The 24,412-nt window shown below is 37.3% G+C and carries 19 protein-coding genes; 14 read left to right on the top strand and 5 right to left on the bottom strand.

Features of this window, described 5'->3' with window-relative positions:
- The first annotated feature begins 246 nt into the window (after positions 1 to 246).
- The 5 genes from lepB to IQ247_RS04910 all read left to right on the top strand — a co-directional run bounded on the left by lepB (position 247) and on the right by IQ247_RS04910 (position 7,966).
- The gene (gene lepB, locus IQ247_RS04930) at positions 247 to 921 is read left to right on the top strand and encodes a signal peptidase I (protein ID WP_193917633.1); all 675 of its coding nucleotides are present in this window, start codon (positions 247 to 249) and stop codon (positions 919 to 921) included.
- Between the two features lie 619 nt (positions 922 to 1,540).
- Complete coding sequence (locus tag IQ247_RS04925; protein ID WP_193917631.1) at positions 1,541 to 3,400, top strand: two-component system response regulator; 1,860 nt, start codon at positions 1,541 to 1,543, stop codon at positions 3,398 to 3,400.
- A gap of 243 nt (positions 3,401 to 3,643) precedes the next feature.
- Positions 3,644 to 4,951, top strand: a complete 1,308-nt coding sequence (locus IQ247_RS04920; protein WP_193917628.1) for a hybrid sensor histidine kinase/response regulator — start codon at positions 3,644 to 3,646, stop codon at positions 4,949 to 4,951.
- Between the two features lie 53 nt (positions 4,952 to 5,004).
- On the top strand, positions 5,005 to 6,162 hold the full coding sequence (ldpA, locus tag IQ247_RS04915; RefSeq protein ID WP_193917626.1) for a circadian clock protein LdpA: 1,158 nt from the start codon (positions 5,005 to 5,007) through the stop codon (positions 6,160 to 6,162).
- Between the two features lie 55 nt (positions 6,163 to 6,217).
- Positions 6,218 to 7,966 carry a R3H domain-containing nucleic acid-binding protein gene (locus tag IQ247_RS04910; protein ID WP_193917624.1) on the top strand — a complete coding sequence of 583 codons (1,749 nt, stop codon included), beginning with the start codon at positions 6,218 to 6,220 and terminating at the stop codon, positions 7,964 to 7,966.
- A gap of 267 nt (positions 7,967 to 8,233) precedes the next feature.
- Here the strand turns inward: IQ247_RS04910 and tnpA are convergent, their stop codons facing one another.
- Both tnpA and IQ247_RS04900 read right to left on the bottom strand, forming a co-directional pair.
- Positions 8,234 to 8,647 carry an IS200/IS605 family transposase gene (gene tnpA / locus IQ247_RS04905; protein ID WP_193917622.1) on the bottom strand — a complete coding sequence of 138 codons (414 nt, stop codon included), beginning with the start codon at positions 8,645 to 8,647 and terminating at the stop codon, positions 8,234 to 8,236.
- A gap of 78 nt (positions 8,648 to 8,725) precedes the next feature.
- Positions 8,726 to 9,094, bottom strand: coding sequence for a hypothetical protein (locus tag IQ247_RS04900; protein ID WP_193917619.1), 369 nt, complete (start codon positions 9,092 to 9,094; stop codon positions 8,726 to 8,728).
- On the opposite strand from IQ247_RS04900, the gene bioA reads away from it, so the two are divergent.
- A complete protein-coding gene (bioA, locus tag IQ247_RS04895) occupies positions 9,089 to 10,366 on the top strand; it encodes an adenosylmethionine--8-amino-7-oxononanoate transaminase (RefSeq protein WP_193917617.1) in 1,278 nt (425 codons plus the stop codon). The genes IQ247_RS04900 and bioA overlap by 6 nt on opposite strands.
- Before the next feature lie 491 nt (positions 10,367 to 10,857).
- Here bioA and IQ247_RS04890 read toward each other — a convergent pair whose 3' ends face one another.
- Both IQ247_RS04890 and IQ247_RS04885 read right to left on the bottom strand, forming a co-directional pair.
- Positions 10,858 to 11,652, bottom strand: a complete 795-nt coding sequence (locus IQ247_RS04890) for a PhzF family protein (RefSeq protein WP_193917615.1) — start codon at positions 11,650 to 11,652, stop codon at positions 10,858 to 10,860.
- A gap of 35 nt (positions 11,653 to 11,687) precedes the next feature.
- Entirely contained in the window at positions 11,688 to 13,250 is a 1,563-nt protein-coding gene (locus IQ247_RS04885; RefSeq protein ID WP_228059488.1) for an aminotransferase-like domain-containing protein, read from the bottom strand.
- A gap of 90 nt (positions 13,251 to 13,340) precedes the next feature.
- On the opposite strand from IQ247_RS04885, the gene IQ247_RS04880 reads away from it, so the two are divergent.
- From IQ247_RS04880 to IQ247_RS04865, 4 genes are all read left to right on the top strand, one after another.
- Entirely contained in the window at positions 13,341 to 14,234 is an 894-nt protein-coding gene (locus IQ247_RS04880) for a DMT family transporter (RefSeq protein ID WP_193917611.1), read from the top strand.
- A gap of 364 nt (positions 14,235 to 14,598) precedes the next feature.
- Entirely contained in the window at positions 14,599 to 14,958 is a 360-nt protein-coding gene (locus tag IQ247_RS04875; RefSeq protein WP_193917609.1) for a hypothetical protein, read from the top strand.
- A 55-nt stretch (positions 14,959 to 15,013) separates the two neighbouring features.
- Positions 15,014 to 15,805, top strand: a complete 792-nt coding sequence (locus tag IQ247_RS04870; protein WP_193917607.1) for a peroxiredoxin-like family protein — start codon at positions 15,014 to 15,016, stop codon at positions 15,803 to 15,805.
- A 360-nt stretch (positions 15,806 to 16,165) separates the two neighbouring features.
- Entirely contained in the window at positions 16,166 to 16,348 is a 183-nt protein-coding gene (locus IQ247_RS04865; RefSeq protein ID WP_193917605.1) for a hypothetical protein, read from the top strand.
- 116 nt (positions 16,349 to 16,464) lie between these two features.
- On the opposite strand, the gene IQ247_RS04860 is transcribed toward IQ247_RS04865, so the two are convergent.
- Positions 16,465 to 17,565 (bottom strand): glutamate--cysteine ligase, encoded by a 1,101-nt coding sequence (locus IQ247_RS04860; protein WP_193917603.1) that lies wholly within the window; start codon positions 17,563 to 17,565, stop codon positions 16,465 to 16,467.
- Positions 17,566 to 18,354: 789 nt separating this feature from the next.
- On the opposite strand from IQ247_RS04860, the gene IQ247_RS04855 reads away from it, so the two are divergent.
- The 4 genes from IQ247_RS04855 to IQ247_RS04840 all read left to right on the top strand — a co-directional run bounded on the left by IQ247_RS04855 (position 18,355) and on the right by IQ247_RS04840 (position 24,403).
- On the top strand, positions 18,355 to 19,044 hold the full coding sequence (locus tag IQ247_RS04855) for a Mo-dependent nitrogenase C-terminal domain-containing protein (protein WP_193917601.1): 690 nt from the start codon (positions 18,355 to 18,357) through the stop codon (positions 19,042 to 19,044).
- Between the two features lie 383 nt (positions 19,045 to 19,427).
- On the top strand, positions 19,428 to 20,483 hold the full coding sequence (obgE, locus tag IQ247_RS04850) for a GTPase ObgE (RefSeq protein ID WP_193917599.1): 1,056 nt from the start codon (positions 19,428 to 19,430) through the stop codon (positions 20,481 to 20,483).
- Between the two features lie 8 nt (positions 20,484 to 20,491).
- Positions 20,492 to 21,892 (top strand): 1-acyl-sn-glycerol-3-phosphate acyltransferase, encoded by a 1,401-nt coding sequence (locus IQ247_RS04845; RefSeq protein WP_193917597.1) that lies wholly within the window; start codon positions 20,492 to 20,494, stop codon positions 21,890 to 21,892.
- A 174-nt stretch (positions 21,893 to 22,066) separates the two neighbouring features.
- Entirely contained in the window at positions 22,067 to 24,403 is a 2,337-nt protein-coding gene (locus IQ247_RS04840) for a monovalent cation:proton antiporter family protein (protein ID WP_193917595.1), read from the top strand.
- The last annotated feature ends 9 nt before the right edge of the window (positions 24,404 to 24,412 follow it).

Genomic DNA, 24,412 nt, shown 5'->3' with positions numbered 1-24,412 from the left:
TCAAATAACATTAAATTCTGACATACAGCTATCCTTAATTGAAGTTAAACTTATGGAATGCCAGACAGTAGGGATTATGTGTTATTAACAACGAAGACTCTCTAGCTTTTCAATTACAAAATAACCAGGTCAAAATGACAACATAACTCGTAGCAGCATCTTTGTACAGTTAAGATAAAAAAATACAGTATTCCTAGAAATCAGTCTCTTTTTGGAGCATAATTTAGTTTCTACTTGAGTAATTACATGCAAAATCCAGTGTCTGACCGTCACTCCAACCAACAACCCGATAATTCCTGGTTTTTTGAATTAGGTAAAACAATCGGATTAAGCATCGTGCTTGCTCTTTCGATTCGCACTTTTGTTGCTGAAGCTCGTTGGATTCCTTCCGGCTCGATGGAACCCACTTTGCACGGTACTCCAAATCAGTGGGAGGCAGACAAAATAATTGTTGATAAGTTAAGTTATAATTTTTCTATTCCTCAGCGGGGAGATGTTGTAGTTTTTTCTCCTACAGAAGAGCTACTAAAAGAGCAATATGAAGATGCCTTTATTAAACGGATAATTGGTTTACCTGGAGACAAGGTTGAACTGATTGGGGGGAAAGTACATATAAATGGAAAGCCTTTACAAGAGCAAAATTATCTCGTTTCCGAACAAAATACATCTGTTGAAGTTTGCGCTTCAGCATCTGCACAGCCTTTTTTGTCTACATCTCAGACTATTCCACCAAATTCCTATTTAGTGTTAGGAGACAACCGTGGGAGCAGTTACGATGGTCGTTGTTGGGGTGTTGTTCCTCGTGGAAATATTATTGGTCGTGCCGTACTTCGTTTTTGGCCTTTAAATAAAGTCGGTGGCATTGATCAAACCCCATTGTATAACGAGGAACTACCTCAAGACAAAATCAAAGCTGAATAAAAAGTTACCGTAAATATCTATTGCTGTCTTTTCAAAAGCAAATTTTTGTAAATAAAGGCAGCTAATTTTTTGTGAATAATTCGGGGATGTCGATCGCGATTACTTTTTTTACAGTGCTTGGCGGCGGACTATTGATATCTAAACCCGTGTAGACGGGTGCCGCGTTGCGGGGGAACCCAGGCGTTGTAGCAAGTGGCGTGCGACTTCTACTTGCCAGGTATAAATAAAATTTTACTTAAAATACGTAAATCCTAAACAAATAAAGCAATTATTTTACTATCAGCACAAAACAATAAGTAAAGTAAATAAATATTAAGATTTATTTAGTTGTGTTTGTAGTTTAAAATACATAATATATTTTATAAGTTGAGACATCAGAATCAAGTATAAACTTTTACATTTAATTTTGTAAAAAATATTAAGATAAATTAAATTCAAACCTGCTTTGATGAGACTCGTACCCATATTATATTTTACATAATTAGAAAAGTGGATGATATGGTTTTAGAGAATAAATAAAAGCCAAAAAGTCGTAATAAGTCAGCAGTATACCACCGTTCCCTGGTCAATGATGATTAAAATTCAGGAATTTAGCTTCTAATTATAGCTTGAATAAATTATGGAATTGACTCAAAAAAATACATTCGGGAATTACTCACCGCACCCTAATAAACAAGATATTTTAATTATTGATGATACAGCGGATAACTTACGTATTTTATCCTCAATTTTGGCTAAAGTTGGGTATAACGTTCGCAAAGCTTTGAACTGGCAAATGGCTTTCACTGCTTGTCAAACTCAATTACCTGATTTGATTTTACTCGATATCATGATGCCAGGCATCGATGGGTATGAGATTTGCCGACGTTTTAAAGCAAATCAAACAACTGCCGATATACCAATTATTTTTATCAGTGCATTAGACGATGTTTTTGATAAAGTCAAAGCTTTTAAAGTAGGAGGTGTGGATTATATTACTAAGCCCTTTGAATTTGCAGAAGTCATAGTCAGAATACAAAATCAACTGGAGTTGAGAAACGCTAAATTAGAAGTCTTAAAATTAAATAATCAACTTGAAGAAAGAGTAAAACAGCGTACTTTAGAACTTGAAAATACCCTCTCCAAGCTGCAAACAGAAATAAATTCTCGTCAGGAATTACAAAGTAAGCTACTGGAAAGTGCCTTACGTGATGCTTTGACTGGTTTACCGAATAGAGTATTTTTTATTAATCGATTAGAACAAGCATTAAATCGCGCCAAATTAGAAGCAGATTATCACTTTGCCGTGCTTTTTCTCGATTGCGATCGCTTTAAAATTATTAATGATTCCTTGGGACATTTAGTAGGAGATCAATTATTAGTTGCTATAGCCAAGCGCTTGCAATCTTCTTTATCACCATTTGATACTTTAGTACGATTAGGTGGCGATGAATTCGGTATTATTTTAGAGAACATTTCAGATATCAAGATGGTAATTAGTGTTGCGGAAACTATCATAAATTCACTTGGGAAGCATTTTAATATATCTAGATATCAAGTATTTGTTAATGTAAGTATTGGGATAAATTGGGGTAATTTGAATTATGATAAATCAGAGTATCTCCTCAGAGATGCCGATACAGCAATGTATCGTGCCAAAGCACTGGGAAGAGGAAGATTTCACGTATTCGATCCAGCAATGCATCGGGAAGCTATTCAAAGTTTAGAGTTAGAAAATGATTTGAGAAGAGCCTTAGAAAAGCAAGAATTAATTGTTTACTATCAACCGATAGTTTCCTTAAATACAGGGACAATTATTGGATTTGAGGCACTTGTTCGTTGGCAACATCCTAGCAAAGGTTTGATTTTGCCGACAGAATTTATTTCTGTGGCGGAAGAAACTGGGTTAATTTATAATTTAGATACTTGGGTATTGCGATCGGCTTGTAACCAACTACGTATTTGGCAAAATCATCCATCAATTCCTAAACCTTTACATATGAGTGTTAACTTGAGTGCAAAATTATTTTTACAACCAAACTTTATCGCGACCATTGACCAAATAATTTATGAAACTAAAATAAATCCTGCCTTTTTGGAACTGGAAATTACCGAAACTGTAATCATGGAAAATAGTATAGATGTAAAAACAACTCTTGAAGAACTTAAACAGCGGAATATTAAATTAATCATGGATGACTTTGGTACGGGTTATTCTTCTTTAAGTTATCTGCATAGCTTTCCATTGAATACTCTTAAAATTGATAAATCGTTTCTAAATTTGATGCAGGAAAATCATCAAAATGTCAGTTTGGTTCCAGCAATTATTGAAATAGCTCATTCAATGGGAATGAAAGCAATTGCTGAAGGTGTAGAAACTTGCGAGCAATTATCGCAAATTAGAAATTTAAATTGTGATTTTGCTCAAGGAAACTTATTTTCTTCTGCAATGGAACCACAATCTATTTTAGAGTTGATGTTGTCAGTTCCTCAATGGTAAATATCAAGCTGTTGTATATTTTCAACATCATAAGTATTAATTTTAATTAATATGTATACAGCCATACTCGCATATTTGACAACTACTTATATAATTTCAAGTATACAAAATGGATATAACGTATTATTTTATAATAGTTATTCATTGATGATTGCTTAATATATTTTCCCAATTTGTAATAAATAAACATAATAATTGTATGAATAAAAAACAGTATTTATGGGATATTTTTTAGGATAAAAAATGTATTCAAATCAAAATGAGAAAATCAATATATTAGTAGTAGATGATACTCCGGACAATTTGCGTCTTTTGTCGGCAATGTTAACCACACAAGGTTATGAAGTTCGCAAAGCTTTGAACGGAAAAATGGCATTAAGTGCTTGTAAAATATTACAACCAGATTTAATTTTACTTGATATAAATATGCCCGAAATGAACGGGTATGAAGTTTGTCAAGAATTAAAAGCAGAGGAAATAACTTTTCAGATTCCAGTAATATTTATCAGCGCTCTTGATGATGTGTTAGATAAAGTAAAAGCCTTTGATGTCGGAGGCTCTGATTACATAACTAAACCTTTTCATGCAGCAGAAGTTATATCTAGAATAGAAAATCAAATTAATTTGCATCGCTTACAAGTAAAATTGTATGAAAAAAATGCCTTATTACAAAAAGCTCATAAAGATTTACAAGCAGCACAAGTACAGCAAATTCAAAATGAAAAAATGTTTGCTTTGGGACATTTAGTTGCAGGTATTGCTCATGAAGTTAATAATCCGGTTAGTTTTATCTACGGAAATTTAGAATATGCAAGGGAATATATCGAAAATTTAGTCAATTTGGTTGAAGCTTATCAACAGGAATATCCACATCCTACTACCAAGGTTCGAGAAATACAAGAAGAGATAGACCTTGATTTTTTAAAAAATGATTTACCATCCCTGATGGGTGCGATGTATAGAGGAGCAGAGCGTATCCGTTCGATTGTATTAGCGCTGCAAAACTTTGCTAGACATGATGAAACCGACAGCAAACTAGTTAATATTCATCATGGTATAGATAGTACGATTATCATGTTGGAGCATCGATTGGAACAAACTATTTATCGTAATGCAGCAGTTAAAATAATCAAAAAATATGGTAATTTACCTTTAATTTCTTGTTATGCTAGCGAACTTAATCAGGTGTTTATGCATTTATTGAACAACGCCATTGATGCTTTGGATCAGCAAGCAGAAAATTTTTATGGAAAAAAAAATTTTTATGATTCAACTTTTATTCCTACTATTTGCATCAGTACTGAGGAGATTGAACGCGATAGTGCTGCTAGAATTTGCATCAGCGATAACGGTGTGGGAATATCAGAAGAAGTTCGCAAATGTATATTTAACCCTTTCTTCACCACAAAGCCCGTAGGCAAGGGTAGCGGGCTGGGATTATCTATTTGCCATCAAATTATAGTACAAAAGCACTCAGGAACAATAGTTTGTAATTCAACTCCCGGAGAGGGAACAAAATTTGCAATTCAAATTCCTTTGAAACAATTTTGATCAAATTGAGAATTTACCGCATCGATTTCTCACTCACGTAGCATAATAGAAGTGTGACTGATTTGTTTGACCCCTTACTATCGCTTAAAGAAGGTCACTGGTTCAAGCTGATTTGCGGAGCCAGCTTCCAACATCTGCCTGCGGTTAGAAGTTTAACATTAGCTTACACGCTGGCTGGAGCTGACTGCATAGATGTCGCTGCCGATCCAGCGGTCATTGGAGCAGCTCGAGAAGCAATACAAGCTGCTGCTTCTTTAGGTGCCAATGCACGGCAACGAGGCTTTTCCTATCAAGGAACCCCGTTGTTAATGGTTAGCTTAAACGATGGTGAAGACCCCCACTTCCGCAAAGCAGAATTTGATGCTACTAAATGCCCAAGTGAATGTTCCCGACCATGCGAAAGCATTTGTCCCGCACAAGCGATTACGTTTAACAGTATAAAATATAACTTTAATGGGGTTTTGTCTGACAAATGTTACGGCTGCGGTCGTTGCCTTCCTATCTGTCCGTATGATAGAATAGAGGCGGTATCTTATACAACATCCGTGGGAGCAATTGCACCATTGATACTGAAATCTGGGGTTGATGCTGTAGAGATTCATACGACTGTCGGGCATTTGGCAGAATTCAAGAAATTGTGGCAAACAATTTTGCCATATATTGGGCATTTGAAATTAGTTGCCATCAGTTGCCCGAATGACGAAGGGATGATTGATTATCTACATGAATTGTATGATGCGATCGCCCCGCTAAATTGCGTGAATATCTGGCAAACCGACGGTAGGTCAATGAGTGGTGATATTGGTTCGGGTACCACATTAGCGACTGTGAAATTAGGTGCCAAAGTATTGAGAGCAAAAATACCAGGATATGTGCAGTTGGCAGGTGGTACTAATAATTACACCGTGCCGAAATTGCGGGCAATGGGATTGTTGAAGGAATTAACGAGGTCAAAAAGTCAAGTTATGGGAGAGAATAATGTTATCTCTCATACATCAGCTCGTTTGGGAACCGAAACATCCGTTGCAGGTGTTGCTTACGGTAGCTACGCCCGAAAACTGCTCTCAAGTGTTCTCGAAGAACTAGAAGAAAAGGAGGTGAATAATTCCAGTGTCAAAGTAACTGCTCGTCTGGAAGAAGAACCAACACTGCTTTGGCAAGCTGTATCGCTTGCTGATTCATTAGTTTCCCAGCTTAAACATAAATTTTGAGCCCCTCTTGAGCCTTGGCTCGTCCCCTATCTCCAAAAACGTCACCATAAAAAGCATGACGATTACAGACGATCTCCAAAAATTATTAGCCATATTGCCCCAAGACTTACAGGAGATGCTAGAGCAGCATCCTCAAAGAGATAGTTTAGTAGAAGTGGTCTTGGATCTGGGTCGTCGCCCAGAAGCACGTTTTACGGATGGAGCCGAATATCTTAGCGAAATACCCATTACCCAGCAACAAATAGATGATTGCATTGTGCGAGTGGGAACTTTCGGTGGAGATAATCGGGCAGGAATAGAACAAACTTTACATAGGATCAGCGCCATTCGCAACCGCGCCGGCAAGATTATCGGTTTAACTTGTCGCGTGGGACGGGCGATATATGGAACGATTACCATGATCCGCGATTTAGTAGAAAAAGGTCAATCAATTCTGATGCTGGGTCGCCCAGGTGTCGGAAAAACTACTGTTTTAAGAGAGATTGCCCGTGTTTTAGCGGATGAACTTGATAAAAGAGTGGTAATCATTGACAGTTCAAATGAAATCGCCGGAGATGGTGATGTTCCCCATCCCGCCATTGGTAGAGCGAGACGAATGCAAGTGTCTCATCCCAACCAACAGCATCAAGTAATGATTGAGGCAGTGGAAAACCATATGCCGGAGGTGATAATTATTGATGAAATTGGTACGGAATTAGAAGCATTAGCATCTCGGACTATTGCCGAACGCGGTGTGCAGTTAATTGGTACGGCACACGGTAATCAAATAGAAAATTTGATCAAAAACCCTACCCTTTCGGATTTAGTAGGGGGTATACAGGCTGTGACGTTGGGAGATGACGAAGCCAGACGGCGAGGCTCTCAAAAAACGGTTTTGGAACGCAAAGCGCCTCCTACCTTTGAAATTGCTGTGGAAATGCAAGAAAGGCAGCGTTGGGTAATCCATGAAAGCGTTGCTGACACTATAGATAGTCTTCTCAGAGGACGACAGCCCAGCCCGCAAGTGAGAACCATGGATGAGAACGGTAAAGTGGGAATTGCCCGTCACTTAACTGCTATTAACGGTGGTGCTGCACAAACTTTAACAGGAGAAGAAACTTTTCGCGGGCGCAATTCTGCTAGATCCAACAGTTGGAGAGAATCCGGGCAAATGCGTCCTTTAGTGCCATTAAATGCCGAATATCAAGTTGCTAATGGTTCTGGACGTAGCGAATTTGATCGTTTATTGGATCAATCTTTCAATAACTCAAATGGATTTGAAAGCAACGGGAATAAAGATTCCGGACCAAATGGTGAAGATTTACCGCTGCATATTTACCCTTACGGCGTTAGTCGCTCTCAATTAGACCAAGTAGTTGGGGTACTTCATTTACCCGTAGTCTTGACAAAAGATATTGATAGTGCTGATGCAATTTTAGCATTGCGATCGCACGTCAAAAATCATGCGAAGTTACGGCAAATGGCGAAGGCTCGTCAAGTGCCGATTCACATGATTAAATCTAGCACCATTCCTCAAATTACCCGTGGCTTGCGGCGGTTGTTAAATATGGACGACCCCGAAGTTACCGACGAGCGCGAATTGGAATTATTTCTTCATCAAGGCAGCGATGATGAAATTGATGCTTTAGAAGAAGCTAGACTTGCGGTAGAACAAATCGTCATACCCAAAGGTCAGCCTGTAGAATTATTGCCGCGTTCGTCGCAAGTGCGTAAAATGCAGCATGAATTAGTCGAACATTATCGACTCAAATCAAACAGTTTCGGGGAAGAACCAAATCGGAGGCTACGGATTTATCCTGCCTAAGTTTTCCCTATCTCTTTTTTTCACCAGTGTGCAGCACAACAAACCCCTTCTTCCTTTAGGTCGAGGGGGATTCTAATTATTATTGTTGTATATTACAAACGACAAGAATAATATTATAGCACAAATTTAAGAGAAAGTTAATTAATGGTTAGTAATGGTTTGTTTTTTGGTTAATTTATTCGTTGATGGATGAAAATAGATAATTGAATCTGGCGGTTTAAACCGCTGCTACAAAAGCGAAACCCACCGTAGCAGGGGTTTAAATGATTAGTTATGATTTAGTTCCCAAGTTGGAATTATTGATTTTTGTTGGTGGTGGATTGCTTGATTTCTAATATAGTTGGCTACTTTATCTATACCATCATGACCAACGGTAAATGCTCCATAACTTCCTTGCCATTTGAAGAATTCGCCGGGTTTGATTTCATGAGTAACAAGATGTGAAGAACTACCTTTGATATTTTTGATCAAGTCAGATACTGATAAAGTAGGAGGAAGACCTATTAATAAATGTACATGGTCTTCAACACCGCCGACAGCAATCATTGTGCATCGTAATTGTTGGCAATGTTTAATAATTGCAGCGTAAATATTTTGTTGTATATCGGGTGTGATTAAAGGTAATCTGTCCCAGGTAGCCCAAACAACGTGTAAATACAATTGGGTGAAATTGGCTCTCATATTATTAATGTTTTTTAAATAGGTAAAAAATCTGGCGATTGAAATCGCAGCTACACAAACGAAGTCCGCCTTCGCGGACTAAAGATTTATAAAAATCGGATAAAATAGATTATATTCTTTATAACCCACCTTCGTTGGGTGCCGGTCTGTGTAGCCGCGATTTCTAATCGCCAGGTTAATTAAAATTGCTTTATAACCCACCTTCGTTGGGTGCCGGTCTGTGTAGCCGCGATTTCTAATCGCCAGGTTAATTAAAATTGCTTTATAACCCACCTTCGTTGGGTGCCGGTCTGTGTAGCCGCGATTTCTAATCGCCAGGTTAATTAAAATTGCTTTATAACCCACCTTCGTTGGGTGCCGGTCTGTGTAGCCGCGATTTCTAATCGCCAGGTTAATTAAATCGGATAACATATATTCCAATCCAAACCCCCAATCAAACCAATGCATCCCCACATCTGGTATCCCTTTACCCAAGCAAAAATTTCTCCTCCACCTTTAAAGGTAATATCGGCTCGTGGGATTTGGTTGGAGTTGGAAGATGGACGCAAAATTATGGACTGCATTTCTAGCTGGTGGGTGAATCTTCACGGACATTCCCATCCTAAGATTGCGGAAGCAATTTATCGTCAAGCTATTGAATTGGAGCAGGTGATTTTTGCTGGATTTACTCATCAACCAGCAGAAAAACTGGCACAAGAGTTAGTTAAAAAACTCCCAGATGGATTAAGCCGAGTTTTCTATTCCGATAACGGCTCAACTGCGGTAGAAGTTGCCCTGAAAATGGTTTATCAATATTGGGTAAATCAAAATCAGCAGCGTCAAAAGTTCATTGCTTTTCAAGGAGCGTATCATGGGGATACATTTGGAGCAATGTCTGTAGGTTCGCGATCGCTATTTTCTCAAGTTTTTTCTGATATGTTGTTTGAGGTAGATTTTTTACCTTTCCCTGAGACTTACATCGGTGATACTTCTATTGAGGAAAGGGAAGAAGCAGTTTTAACTCTATTTAAAGAAAAATTAACACAAAATCCTCAAGAGTATGCTGGGATTATTATTGAACCTTTGGTACAGGGTGCTGGTGGAATGCGGATGTGTAGAGTGGAGTTTTTGCAGAAATTACAGCAAGTAGTTAAGCAATTTGATACTTTATTGATTTTCGATGAAGTAATGACTGGGTTTGGTAGAACTGGGGAATGGTTTGCTTGTCTTAAAAGTCAAGTTACACCGGATGTTATTTGTTTATCAAAAGGGATTACGGGAGGTTTTTTACCGCTTTCAGTTACTGTATGTTCGGATAAAATTTACGATACTTTTTACAGTGATGACCCGATAAAAACACTGTATCACGGTCATAGTTACACTGCTAATCCTTTAGGATGTGCTGCTGCTTTAGCTTCTTGGGAATTGATGAACGAAAATCAAGTTGTTTTTAATAGTATGGAAGCGAAACATTTACAATATTTGGAAGTATTGCATGGAAATTCAAAAGTTGAAAAGTTGCGAGTAACGGGTACAATTGCAGCGATGGAGATTGTAAATACGCAAGAATCGGGATATTTAAATCAAGTTGGTTTGGAAATTAGAGAAAAAGCTTTAGAAAAAGGTTTACTTTTACGTCCTTTAGGAAATGTACTTTATATAATGCCGCCTTATTGTATTACTGATGAGGAATTATCGGAAGTGTATGATTCTATTTTGAGTATTTTGAAGAGTATTTAATAGTTAATCTATATGGATGTTAGCAAAAATCCTAGCGGATAAAATATTTGTAGATATAAAAGATTATTTAAATAGACATCTCCGGAAATTAATTATGCGTTGTTTGAAACCCTTGTAGAGACGCGAAATGGAGATGTCTAATGGGTAAGAAGTCGGGTTTTTATAAGTGTTTTCTGATGTGACCAATATTTTTAGTAAAAACCCGACTTCTGTAATCGTCGTCGGTGGGGTAAGAAGTCGGGTTTTTATGAGTATTTTCTGATGTGACCAATATTTTTAGTAAAAACCCGACTTCTGTAATCGTCGTCGGTGGGGTAAGAAGTCGGGTTTTTATGAGTGTTTTCTGATGTGACAAATATTTTTCCTAAAAACCCGACTTCTGTAATCGTCGTCGGTGGGGTAAGAAGTCGGGTTTTTATGAGTGTTTTCTGATGTGACCAATATTTTTAGTAAAAACCCGACTTCTGTGATTACCCATTACCCATTACTGATTAACAAATTATTTCCCCTCTTAAAACGGTGACAGCTTGTCCACTGAGAAAAACTCTATCTTCTCCAGGATATTTTACCTTTACTACACCACCGCGACTTGATGCTTGATAAGCTAAAAATTCGTCTTTATTTAACTTATTTCTCCAATAAGGTGCAAGACAGCAATGAGCAGCACCTGTTACGGGGTCTTCATTAATACCTAATCCCGGACAAAAGAAGCGGGAAACAAAGTCATATTCTGAGCTATTATCACCGATACTAGTAACAATTACTTGGGGAAATTGTTTTGCTAAAAGTGTAAAATTTGGCTGTATTTTTCTAACTAAATCTGCTGATTCAACTTCTACTAAATAACCTAAAGAATTTTTCATTACTGTTTTAATCGGTACTCCCAAAGCTTGATTAAGTTCCGTAGTTGTGGAAGTTGTTTCTGATAAATTAGCAGGAAAATCTAACTCAATCCAATCTTCTTGCTTTTTCGCTATTAATAAACCGCTTTTGGTATGAAAACAGGCTGATTCGTTGGGAGAAAGATGATTTTCTGACCATAAAACGTGAGAACTTGCAAGAGTAGCATGACCACACAATGGTACTTCGGTTGTGGGAGTAAACCAGCGTAGATTGTAACCGTCTTGTTGTTTTACTAAAAATGCGGTTTCGGATAAGTTCATTTCTTGCGCTACGTTTTGCATCCATTCATCATCTTTAGGAGAAGGTAAAACGCAGACAGCAGCGGGATTTCCGGTGAAGGGTTTGTTGGTAAATGCGTCCACTTGGATGATGGTTTGTTTCATATTCTTTTATTTTTAAACGCAAAGGTACGCGGAGGTTAGCGCAAAGGTACGCTAAGAAGATGCTTTTTAAGTAGTTTACCTAAAATAGAGATTCCTAACTCAATTTCTGTTTCTGAGGTGTTAGAAAAACTGAGTCGCATTGCTGGATAACCTTGTTGATTCGGAAAAAATGCCGAACCTGAAGCGAATAAAACGTTTTGTTCTATTGCTTGTTTACGGATTTGTGAAATATCAAAATTAAGTGGTAATTGAACCCACAGAAATAATCCACCATTCGGAACTGTCCATTTAGCTTCTTGGGGGAAATAATTTTCCATTGCTTGTAGCATTGTATTACGACTGAGAAGGTTTTCGGTTTGCAATCTTCTACGATGACGGCGATAATGTCCGGAAGCCAGATACTCGCTGACTATTGCTTGAGAAATTGTAGATGTGTGAACATCATGCATTAATTTACGTTCAACTAAGAGTTGATAATGTTTTCCCGTTACTACCATATAGCCAACTCTTAAACCGGGGATTAATGTTTTAGAAAATGTCCCAGCGTAAGTTACTAAATCTTGTTTATCTAAAGCTTTGATGGGTGGTGGTACTGGTTCAAAATTTAATCCTTCGTAGGCATTATCTTCTAAAATAGGACATTGGTATTGTTCTGCTAATTGTAGAAGTTGTTGACGATGGCTTTGTGATGTAGCGATTCCTGTAGGATTGTGTTGAGTACTGATGGTATAAATGAGCTTAGGGCGATGACTTTTGAGGTATTTTTCTAATAATTCAAGATTCATTCCCTCAGCATTCATGGGAATACCAATTATTCTGGCTCCCATATTTTCTAAAATTGCGATCGCGCCGTGATAAGTTGGAGTTTCGACAATTACCCAATCACCTTTTTGCAAATAATATTGCATTGTTAGTGATAAAGCTTGTTCGCAGCCGTTGGTAATAATCAAATTTTCTGACGTGACTTCTAATCCTTGTTGTACCAAAATTTGAGCGACTTGTTTGCGTAAAGTTAATTGTCCTTGAGGTACATCGTAAGCAAATAAATTATCAACAGCATTGGTGATTGTACGTCTACCAATTAATGCTATATCTTGAGGAGGACGAGGTACACCATAGCTAAAATTAATTATTTCTTTTTTAGCTTGTGCTTGTACAGCACTCATATGAATTTCAAAAAAAGAATTTCCTGCACCTTCGGAAATAATTACGTTTTGTGCTGGTGCAAAAGTTGATTTTATATTAGTATAAATAGTATTTGATTGATTAACAAAATAGCCGGAACCCTGACGAGCAAAAATAATTCCATCCGCTTCTAAAATACTGTAAGCTTCCAGAATTGTTAATTTATTTACTTGCAACTTTTCTGCTAAACAACGAATTGAAGGTAAACGTTCTTCTGGTTGCAATGCTCCAGATTTTATCAAACGACTGATTCTATCTTTAATTTGTAAATATATCGGTTTGCGTGACTTTCTATCTAAAGGAATCTTCACGGCTAAGTATTGATAAATCGTTATCTGTAATATACGCGATTTTTTAGCGCTATACACGGTACAGTTAAGAGTTTTTTGGCTAGAACAGTTACATTTATTCATAACTGTACTAGTCAAATTTAGTTAATCTGTACCTTTTCAGATAATTAATTATGAGTGAAATTGATTTAAAATTGAATTATTAACAGTAAAATGGGTAAAAATATTACCAAAATTAATCATGAAACCATTGGATTAATATATGGTTTTTTTGGAGTTCTCGGATTTAGTGGAACATTACCAGCAACACGAATTGCTGTAACAAATTTTGACCCTATTGTTGTTGGTTTAGGACGAGCGGTTATTGCTGCGGCTTTTGCTATAGTACTTTTACGATTGACTCGGCAACCAATACCACATCGACAATATTGGAAAAGCTTAGGAATTATTGTGGGAGGAGTAATTATTGGATTCCCTTTATTATCTGCTTGGGCTATGCAACAATTACCGGCTTCACATGGAGCAATTGTGACGGGAATTTTGCCTTTAGCTACTGCAATAGTCGCAACATTCCGTATGGGCGAGAAACCATCTTTAGGCTTTTGGATTGCAAGTTTTTTGGGAAGTACAACGATTGTTACCTTTGCATTGATTGAAGGTAATGGAACAATTCAGTTTGCTGATATATTTTTAATTGTGGCTGTAATAGCAGCTGCATTTGGCTATGCTGAAGGAGGGGAATTAGCCAAAACTCTTGGAGGATGGCAGGTTATTTGTTGGGCTTTGGTATTTTCTGTACCAATATTAATTATTCCTGTAGCTTTAATCATATTAGAAAAAGGTATTAGTGCTTCTCTTAATGCATGGTTAGGCTTTGGTTATGTAAGTATTATCAGTATGTTTCTCGGTTTCTTTGCTTGGTATCGTGGATTAGCGATAGGTGGAATTGCTAGAGTCAGTCAGATACAGTTACTGCAACCATTTTTAAGTATTTTATTATCTGCTTTATTTCTTAAAGAAAAGATTACTTATTTAATGATTTTTACTGCAATAATTGTTGTAATATCTGTTGCTATCGGTAGAAAACAGCCGATTCAAATAAATTGATTCGTAGATTTTTTTACAATACTCATGTTGGGTTAAGACACGATTAATATAGATTATTTTGAAAAATTAGCTTTGCTTTTCGTGTCTAATCCAATTTAATCCCATAGTTAAAATAATATCTAAAAACTTTTACTCACACTTTATGAATACTGAAAGTTCAAATTCTGAAAATGTTTCAAACTCAACGCTTACGAATTAGCGATGGATAAGCAAGAAATATTGTAGAAAATTTTTCTCGTAAAATCTGAATACCTTACCACGATTACCATTCGTTATGGAAGCCATCTCAAAATATGCCGATATCTAAATACAAAGAAGCTTTAAAATTAATTGGTGAATCTTTTACGAAGGTAAGTTAATTTTTATGAATCTATCATTTAAAGATACAAAATTTATTGTTGAAGCATTAAAAGAACTAATTAATAGATATAACGAACGGTTAGAAGAAATTGAAGATAATGATGAATTTGATGATGAAGCTTCTGAATTAAGTAATGATACTTTATTCCTAGAATCGCTACTTACAGATTTAGAGAATAATTTAAACAAAAACAAAACTTATTCTTTATCAGTATCATCTAATAATTTTTCTCATAAACAGGGAACAAAATCTGTAGATATGTTATTCAATTTAGTTGTTCAATTATCTATCAATGAACGTTTATTATTAGTAGAAGCTATTTCTGAATCTATTCGTAATGATAATAGGTTAAAAGCTAGTTGAACTGAAGATTATTTATAGTCATAAAATAATATCTAAAAACTGTTACTCACACCTTATGAATACCGAAAGTTCAAATTCTGGAAATGTTTACTCGATTTTGAGTCAAACTCAACGCTTACGAATTAGCGATGGAGAAATTAAACCCGTTTTAGATGGTTGCTCCAATGCTTCACATTTACTCGTACTTATTTGGTCACAGTTGGGTGATTTTGATAATCTAGAATATGCTTGGTGGCTGCAAAAAGAAAAAGCAAAGCTAGAAGCTAAAGGAATCACAATTCGTGCGGTAGGAATTGGCGATCGCAATTCTGGGATAAAATTTTGTAACTATACCCGATTTCCTCAAGAATGGCTGTTTGTGGATTCCTTAGCTGAAATTCACGCTAATTTAAAACTTTATCGTGGTTTATCTATACAATTCCCCTTGCTTTCAACTTCCCAAAAAGCTTGGTTGAATTTAATGTTAATGTGTGCTGGGATTGGTAGCCCAGGAACTTTAAGGGAAGTTTTTCGGGGTTATAAAGGTGACAGACAAGCTCCTCAGTTAATTGCTGATGAGGAAGTGATCAGCGGTACACCTCTACCACCACTCAAAGGTTCGTTTTTTCAAGCTGCTGGAGGAACAGGTTTTCAACGTCCTTTTGAACTCGCAACCCTACGTCTACGAAATATGACTGAAGTTTTGAGCAACTGGAATACCTATGTACCAAATTCCTCTTATTTGACACAGCGGGGAGCAACTTTTCTATTCGATTCTCAAGGTAAATTAATCTACGAACATCGCGATCGCGGTATTCTGGGTTTTGCGGAAAATAAGAGCAATCCTTTGTCTTTTTTATCTTTATAGATTAATTAAACAATAATTCCGCTGTTATGAAAATACTAAGTAATAACTATTTACTCAGTTAGTGCTTATTTTACAAATACAAAATATTTAACGAGTCACAATCAACAAACCTAAATCATGGAATTTTGTATCAACAACTACTAATTATTAAAATTCTCCGCGTAAATATATTTACATTCCTTGACTTTTAATACAAAATTAACCAATATTCTTTGAAAAATTGTTTTGAAATTACTTATAATTTCTGAGAAGTGTTGTATATCTAAATGTAGTTTACTATCATCTTTTGTAAAGCAGCATACAACTTAGTCTGGTTGTTGCTATAAAATTGCAATAGTCCTTGGAGTCGTCAAGTTTATCATGATTAAAGTAACATCGAATATACCCACCTTACTATTTACTGAAAGTAAATGGGAGGATGAAGAAGATAATTATCAATCTGAGGAGTACTTAGCTAAACTCCAAGATTTAATTAGTGAACGTTGGGACGATATTTGGAAAGAAGTTCAAGCAAGAAAACAAGAAGAAATAAAGCTTAATTAATTTTAAATTGCAAAAGAGGTCTTAGGATAAAGGTAAGAACCCCAGATGGTTTTTCTTTGCCTTTATCCCTTGACCTTTAACCATTTCTTAATCTAGCAACGGTTAATAGATAATTGCTAACTATGGTAAGTTTGTTTCAAAGTTGCTTCGATAGAATTAGTATGTTTGTATATTTGGATCAATTCGTGGGCTGGAGTTTTTCGCTTTTCTAAAAGAGTTTTGAGTGGTGCGAGTAAATGGACATCAGAGTCATCTTTCAATACAGTTTCTACAGTTTGTAAAACCTGTTTTGCTGTATTAAAAATCTCATCGTTGTCGAAACCTTCTTGTGCAGAAATTTGATGTATTTCAGCATCGGGAACAATTGCTCTACCAGATAATGATTCGTCCAAAACAATACCTTTTAATAAAGCTAATAATCCAGCATAGATAGAGAAATCACTACAGCTATCAAAAGCTTTAAATTCAATTCTGCCGACTTCTGCGGGAATGCGGGCAATTTTTGTTAAAGAGGGAACGCTTTTGATCAGTTCTTCTTGTTTTTCCACAAATACCATTGTCGCAGGTCTTTTCCCCGTTCTCATAAAAGTTCTCACAGAAAAACCTTCCCAGAGTTTACCTTGATAAAATGGAGAACTGTAGCTAAAAGGAATAATATAAGGACTGTAAAAAGTCAGTTTTTTACCAATATCAATAATACGTTCAGTAGTTAACCCTACCATAGAAATATTCAAATCCGGACCATAAGTAAGCATGGGAATATTCGCAGTTTGTTTCTCCGGAGAAGCCTGTCTGCGTATTCTTTCATACTCGTTTAAAGGTGGATCGGGTACAAATGTATCGTGGTGAGGATTAAAACTAATTAATACTGGTAAAAACCCATATTCTGCTGCTGTTTCTTTTAGTAAGCGAAAACTTTCGGATAATTCAGCGATCGCACTATGAATATCGGGATTTATAGTCGTTCTAATTTCGATGCCTTTGGGTACGCATTCGATAACTGTTTCGGAATCAGTAAAGCGTTCAAAACCTTCTATATACCAACGCTTTTCTTTAATCCCAGCGTCACCAATTCGTAATTCTGGGTAATCTTCTTTGTAAACAGGTAATTTTTCAACTATTTGGTTAAAATCAGCGAACTTTACCCGCGAAAAATCAGCAAAATTTCCAGCATTGTCAAGGAAAGCAACCTCATGTTCGATGCCAAAATGAAACATTATTTATTCCTTTTTAAGAAGTTAGTAATTGTGATTCAACTTAGTTGAAATAATGCCAAACGATAGGTGTTTCTGAGCAAGGGAATATACTTGAAGAGCAAACGATTTATTAATGAAAAACGTCGCAGAAATTTAGCTTCAAGATTTGCTTCCGGTAACAACTTCCATCACCACATAAGCAGGGTTACAATTCTGAATCTCGCGAATATCAGAAATGCTCCAATCAAAAATTATCAAATCAGGATACTGTTGATTCTTCAGCATCAGCGGCGAGATAGAATCAAAGGCAAATCGTGATTCAAAAAATTCTCAATAAGCTTATCAAACAGATGCTTAACTTGCTGTTCGCTGAGATACATCAACACACCTTCTGGGATGAAAATATAGGGCGGGTCGGTTCGACTTGTTCAAGCTCTCTAGCTCTTGCCAAAAGGGTAATTAATAGCGTTTCTTGAATAGTACCGAGGTTGAATTGGGTTTTCACAATGCACCTGTTGACACAAACAGCGAACTTTTTCTATAAATATCATAAACATAAATAAAAACAATTATCAACAATATCATGAATATAAATTTACATCAATAGAAATTATCAATTAACGATTAGAAAGCAAGTTTATTGTGAAAAATATGAGAAATAAGAGTTTTGAGGCTAATGCTACGAATTGAAAGTTGATTGATTGTATATATCAAGCAGAAAAAATTTTTTATATTAATTGGCAATAAGCTATCAGAAACATAGTTAGACAGCGAGTTAATATGTATTTGGGAAAGTTAGAGACGTGAATTATGACCAGTGCTATTCAATCTCCCTACAGCAGCGAGCAAATATCCGCTTGGCTGCGTGGGCTGCTGACTATTGCTTGGGCTGATGGAAATTTTGACGAACAAGAAAAGCAATTGATAAGTGCGATCGCCCAAGAAAAACTTAGTCCTGGGGTAAATGTAGAATCATTTGAAGCGATTGCACCGTCCGAATTAGCTGCTATTTTGGGTAAAAATACCCCGATTGCAGAAAACTTTTTGCGAACTGCGGTAATGGTAGCTATTGCCGATGGAATCTATTCTCCGAGCGAAGACGAAGTATTGCAGAAACTCTGTGAAGCTTTGGGAGAGCCGACAAACCTGCTGGAATCTCTGCGCCACACTTTAGAAAATCCCCAACCAGCAGAAGCTGCGTCAAGCGTTGCTTCACCTCTCACACCTCCTGGAAAGCCGCCAATTGAAGCTTTAAACCCCTTACGAGATTGGCTTGATGGATTGGACGTTCAAGACCCCACAGTGGCTCGCTTTTTATGCAAAATGATTCCTAGTCAATGTCCTTTTGAACGAGATGTCAAACTGTTTGGACGCAAAATCGTACATATTCCTCCCTTGTGCAAAATAAATCCCCTGTACGAACAACTCGTAGGCTTACGCTTCCGTGCTTTGTCCTATTTAGCGGATGATTGTAATGAGGATATTTCGGAATATATTTAGTTTGAAAGGGTAATGGGTAATTGGTAATGGGTAATTGGGGATGGGTGATTGGGGGTTGAAATTTTGAGTATTAAAGTGAAAAGACAACTATCCTACAGATAGAAGGAAAAATACTTCTAATCACGACTTACGCACGGATAACCTATTTATGTCATTACGACCGAACGGAAGCATTCACCCGTAAGGTGAAGTTCATCTCAAACCATTAGAAATGCCTAACGAGTGCGTAAGTTATGATTTAATTATGATGACTTCACTTCGGAATAGTGATAATATAGTTTACTTGATTTGGGATATTGAGTGGTAATTAATTGCTGGGAATTGCCCCCGAACCCCATTACCAATTACCCATTACCAATTACCCATTCCCATTTTTTATAATTATGCAATTTATCGATCAAGCAAAAATTGAAGTAGAAGCAGGTAAAGGCGGTGATGGTATGGTAGCTTTTCGTAGGGAAAAGTACGTACCTGCTGGCGGTCCTTCGGGAGGAAATGGCGGACGCGGTGGTTCGGTAATTTTAGCTGCTTCTGAAAATCTACAAACCTTGTTGGACTTTAGATACAAACGTCGTTTCGTAGCGCAAAACGGTTCTCGCGGCGGTCCGAAAAATTGTACCGGCGCATCTGGAGATGATTTATTAATTGAAGTTCCCTGTGGTACTGCTGTTTATAATGGGGAAACTGACGAATTAATTGGTGATTTAACAAAACCCGGACAAACTTTATTAGTTGCTCAAGGCGGTAAAGGTGGATTAGGAAATAAGTGTTTTTTGAGCAACCGCAACCGCGCACCCGAATACGCTTTACCCGGATTGGATGGAGAAATTAAAGCGTTACGTTTAGAGTTGAAACTGTTAGCAGAAGTCGGAATTATTGGATTACCAAATGCCGGAAAATCTACTTTAATTTCGGCTTTATCGGCAGCACGTCCCAAAATTGCCGATTATCCTTTTACTACTTTAATCCCTAATTTAGGTGTTGTAAGGAAACCTACCGGAGATGGTACGGTTTTTGCGGATATTCCGGGATTAATTGAAGGTGCTTCCCAAGGCGCGGGATTAGGACATGATTTCTTGCGTCACATTGAACGTACCCGTTTATTACTACACGTAATTGATGCAACTAGTGAAGATGTAATTGGCGAGTACAAGACGATAGTGCAGGAATTACAATCATATGGACGGAAATTGCGAGAAAAAACCCAAATTATCGCCTTGAATAAAATTGATGCTGTAGATAAAGAAAGTGTTGATTTAGAAGCATTAGCAACCCAATTAAATCATCTTTCCTACGCTCCGGTTTTTCTAATTTCGGCAGTAACTGGTGAAGGTTTACAGTCGATGTTGCAGCAAATTTGGGATACTCTTGATACTTTGGTTGTTGATGAAGTTGAAGAGATTGAAATACCAGTTTCTAGTTCATCATTTGAATTTTAAAGCATGATATGGTTCCTAGCGCTCAACCAAAATTAGATTTTATTCCCCCAACTTTTAACCCCTTGATTCTTAGACTTATTCATTGGTCGTTGCCAATTTTACAACGTTTTAGGTTGCGACCTTGGCTACCATCAGGAATTACCAAAATTGAAATATTGAATGGAGAAATTTTAGTTAATCTTTACCATCAATTCCAGTTAGGAAAAATTCGTTTAATTTTAGCCTTTCGTCATTGTGAAGTAGACGACCCTCTGAGTGGTTTGTATTTATTTTCTCGCGGAATACCTCAGATTGCTCGTCAACAAAAGATTAATTTAAAACTTCCAATTCACAATCATTTTATGTATGACAGAGGTATGACAATCTGGGCTGGTGATTGGCTCGGTTGGTTGTTTGCTCAGTTAGGAGGAATTCCCGTACATCGAGGTAAAACTCTAGACTTACAAGCAATTAAAAAAACTAGAGAATTATTAATTAATGGTAAATTCCCTTTAGTAGTTGCTCCTGAAGGTGCAACAAATGGTCATAGTGAAATTATTAGTCCTCTCGAACCTGGTGTTGCTCAATTAGCGTTTTGGTGTGCAGAGGATTTAGCAAAAGCTAACCGGATTGAAAGAGTAATCGTTGTTCCGATTAATATTCAATATCACTACATTAATCCTCAATGGTCAAAACTAGATTGGTTGTTAAGTAAATTAGAAGCAGATTGTGGGTTATCAAAACAAACAGTAGGAATTGCCACTACAGAACAACCAGAAAAATTATATTCAGAACGTTTGTTGCGATTGGGAGAGTATTTACTCTCAGAAATGGAAGATTTTTATCGTTGTTTTTATCATCGTCATTTACCAGATTTATCTGAAGATTGTGATAGTAGAGAAGAAAATATTACTCTTAGATTAAAAAAATTATTAGATGTATCTTTACAAGTAGGAGAAGACTATTTTGGAATTAAGAAAACGGGAAATATTATTGAGCGGTGTAGACGTTTAGAAGAAGCAGGTTGGAATTATATTTATCGCGAAGAACCAGATAAATTTAAACATTTATCTCCTGTCAAAAAAGGGTTAGCAGATTGGATTGCAGCAGAAGCCGATTTACGGATGCTGCATATGCGTTTAGTAGAAAGTTTTGTTGTCATGAAAGGTACTTATATTCAAGAAAAACCTTGTTTTGAAAGATTCGCCGAAACAACCTTAATTTTATTTGATGCCATTGCCAGAATTAAAGGAAATATTAATCCTCGTCGTCCTCGCTTAGGATTCCGTAAATCAACAATTACCGTCGGACAACCAATTGACATTAGCGATCGCGCTACTGTTTACCGACAAAACCGTCAAGGTGCAAAGCAATCTGTAGCTCAATTAACTCAAGATTTAGAAACGGCTTTGAAAGAAATGGTTTTTTAACAGGTCAAAGGTTTAAGGTTATAGGTCAAAGGTCAAAAACTCCTAATTCCCTTCCTCCTAATTCTTAACTCCCTTCCTCCTAACTCCCTTCCTCCTAACTGTTGATTCCTAAGCGAGTCTTCACAAAACTTTGTATGCTGGTAAAAAGAGTTATTGATATTTTTTTATAAACTTGTGCAAGAAGATTTTAGATTAATCGTTGATTTGGTTTCGGTTCTCGCTGTTGCTGCGGGTGGGGGACTGTTTGCTTCACTTTTGGGTTTACCTGTGTTATTAGGGTATCTCGTGGGTGGGATGCTTATAGGTCCCGCTGGATTTGGATTAATTAAGGAGTTTATCCAAGTTGAAACTTTAGCACAGTTTGGTGTAGCTTTCTTACTGTTTGCCCTAGGAGTGGAATTTTCCTTTGCAGAACTCAATAAGGTTAAGAAAATTAGTTTGGGTGGTGGTGGGTTACAAATTATTTTAACGATCGCAATCACGACTCTGGTATCTGTGGGGGTAGGTTGGGTAGATTCCCCGGTTCAAGGTGTGTTTTTGGGAGCAATTTTATCTTTGTCTTCCACTGCGGTGGTGCTAAAGTGCTTGATGGAACGCAATGAAACGGAAACTCCCCACGGACAGGTGATGTTGGGAATCCTAGTGGTGCAGGATTTAGCATTGGGATTGATGTTAGCGGTATTACCCGCTCTCGATCAACCAGCGGAAACCCTTGCGATTGCGGTATTAATGGCGCTGTTAAAGATTGGTTTATTCGCTGCGGGTGCTGTGGCTACAGGAATTTGGTTGATTCCCCCTTTATTGCGATTGCTGGCTCAGACAGAAAGCCGAGAGTTATTTTTATTGGGTGTGGTGGCGTTGTGTTTGGGAATTGCACTGTTAACGGAACAGTTGGGACTTTCCATTGAAATGGGGGCTTTTGTCGCCGGTTTGATGATTTCCGAAGTGGAATATGCCGACCAAACTTTAACTTATGTTGAACCTGTGCGGGATATTTTCGCTAGTTTATTCTTTGCTGCGGTGGGGATGTTGATTGATCCGATATTTTTATGGAAAAATCTGGAATTAATTTTGGGATTGGTAACCCTGGTATTTATCGGTAAATTTTTAATTATTACTCCTTTAGTCAAAATATTCCGCTATCCCCTAAAAACGGCTTTAATTTGTGGTTTGGGACTAGCTCAAATTGGTGAATTCTCCTTTGTACTTGCTAGTGAAGGTCAACAATTAGGGCTAGTATCTCGCCGAGTATATTTACTTATATTAGGTACAACGGCAGTAACATTAGTTTTAACGCCCTTCGTACTGCGTTTACTGCCAATTTTATTTGACTGGGCAGAAACAATGCCTTGGTTACAACCCTATCTCAACGGTGAAGGAAAACCCCTCGAAGTTGCCGATGATTTACCAATTAAAGACCACATCATCGTTTGCGGTTACGGTAGGGTCGGTAAAAACTTAGTTAAAGTGCTACTTTCTCATCAACTGCCCGTAATAGTTATAGACCAATCCGAAAGGATAATTCAACAGTTACGGGAAGCCTCCATCCCTTATGTATACGGAAATTGCGTAAGTTTTCATGTATTAGAAACAGCAGGAATCAATCGAGCCAAAGCAATGGCGATCGCACTTCCCGATCCGATGAGTACTCGTCTGACTTTACGACGGGGTTTAGAATTATTCCCAGAATTAAATATAGTCGTCCGTGCCACTAATAACAAAAATATTGAAGCACTTTATCAATTAGGAGCGCGAGAAGTTGTACAGCCGGAATTTGAAGCTAGTTTAGAAATGGTTTCCTTTCTGTTAACAGATATTGGTCTTTCAGCAATATTGGTACAGCAAGAGATTCAAGAAATCCGTCAACGTCACTATCTAGATTTTCGTCCCGAACAATCAGCCTCCGAAGCAGCCCGTGCTTTACGACGTGCTACAGCCGATTTAAACAAACGCTGGTATACTTTACCAACAAACTCCCCCTTAGTCGGAATGACCTTAGAACAAGCCGATATGCGCTATTTAACCGGCGTAAGTTTAATGGCAATTCAACGCACCATAGGAGAAGAAATCGATTATCCCGACGCTAAAACTATTTTAGAAGAAGGAGACAGGCTTTTAGTAGTTGGTTCATCCGAAGAAATAGCCGCATTAGAAGAATTCGCATCAGGAAAAGCCACCGTACCCGGAGAAAACAGCGCTTGTCAGTGGGTAAAACTCGATTCGGAATCCCCCGTATTAGGTAAAACCCTTGCCGATTTAGACATTCGCCGACAATACGCTGTAGAAATACAAGCAATCAGAAGGGAAGGAAAATTTCTTCGCTATCCCGAAAGTAAAACCCGGCTGCAAAACCGCGATCAATTGTTATTGTGCGGTAGATTATCAGCTTTAAATAAACTAGAAGAACTATTTTCCTGCCAAAATCAGCCAGTATTCTCAATTCCCATAGTCAAAGCCGCAGAATTAGAAGCATTACGCGAATATTTGCCATTGGATGAGTTGAGGGAATAGAAGACAAGG

It is taken from the genome of Plectonema cf. radiosum LEGE 06105 (assembly GCF_015207665.1).
GTDB classification, from domain to species: domain Bacteria; phylum Cyanobacteriota; class Cyanobacteriia; order Cyanobacteriales; family Nostocaceae; genus Rivularia; species Rivularia radiosa_A.
This window is presented reverse-complemented; position numbering and strand designations above follow the sequence as displayed.

Coding starts and splice junctions, on each gene's coding strand:
- IQ247_RS04885 (WP_228059488.1), bottom strand. CDS start 13,250: ATGAATAAATGTAACTGTTCTAGCCAAAAAACTCTTAACTGTACCGTG.
- bioA (WP_193917617.1), top strand. CDS start 9,089: ATGCATCCCCACATCTGGTATCCCTTTACCCAAGCAAAAATTTCTCCT.
- IQ247_RS04910 (WP_193917624.1), top strand. CDS start 6,218: ATGACGATTACAGACGATCTCCAAAAATTATTAGCCATATTGCCCCAA.
- IQ247_RS04865 (WP_193917605.1), top strand. CDS start 16,166: ATGATTAAAGTAACATCGAATATACCCACCTTACTATTTACTGAAAGT.
- obgE (WP_193917599.1), top strand. CDS start 19,428: ATGCAATTTATCGATCAAGCAAAAATTGAAGTAGAAGCAGGTAAAGGC.
- tnpA (WP_193917622.1), bottom strand. CDS start 8,647: ATGAGAGCCAATTTCACCCAATTGTATTTACACGTTGTTTGGGCTACC.
- IQ247_RS04870 (WP_193917607.1), top strand. CDS start 15,014: ATGAATACCGAAAGTTCAAATTCTGGAAATGTTTACTCGATTTTGAGT.
- IQ247_RS04845 (WP_193917597.1), top strand. CDS start 20,492: ATGGTTCCTAGCGCTCAACCAAAATTAGATTTTATTCCCCCAACTTTT.
- IQ247_RS04880 (WP_193917611.1), top strand. CDS start 13,341: ATGGGTAAAAATATTACCAAAATTAATCATGAAACCATTGGATTAATA.
- IQ247_RS04920 (WP_193917628.1), top strand. CDS start 3,644: ATGTATTCAAATCAAAATGAGAAAATCAATATATTAGTAGTAGATGAT.
- IQ247_RS04925 (WP_193917631.1), top strand. CDS start 1,541: ATGGAATTGACTCAAAAAAATACATTCGGGAATTACTCACCGCACCCT.
- IQ247_RS04900 (WP_193917619.1), bottom strand. CDS start 9,094: ATGCATTGGTTTGATTGGGGGTTTGGATTGGAATATATGTTATCCGAT.
- IQ247_RS04875 (WP_193917609.1), top strand. CDS start 14,599: ATGAATCTATCATTTAAAGATACAAAATTTATTGTTGAAGCATTAAAA.
- lepB (WP_193917633.1), top strand. CDS start 247: ATGCAAAATCCAGTGTCTGACCGTCACTCCAACCAACAACCCGATAAT.
- IQ247_RS04890 (WP_193917615.1), bottom strand. CDS start 11,652: ATGAAACAAACCATCATCCAAGTGGACGCATTTACCAACAAACCCTTC.
- IQ247_RS04860 (WP_193917603.1), bottom strand. CDS start 17,565: ATGTTTCATTTTGGCATCGAACATGAGGTTGCTTTCCTTGACAATGCT.
- IQ247_RS04855 (WP_193917601.1), top strand. CDS start 18,355: ATGACCAGTGCTATTCAATCTCCCTACAGCAGCGAGCAAATATCCGCT.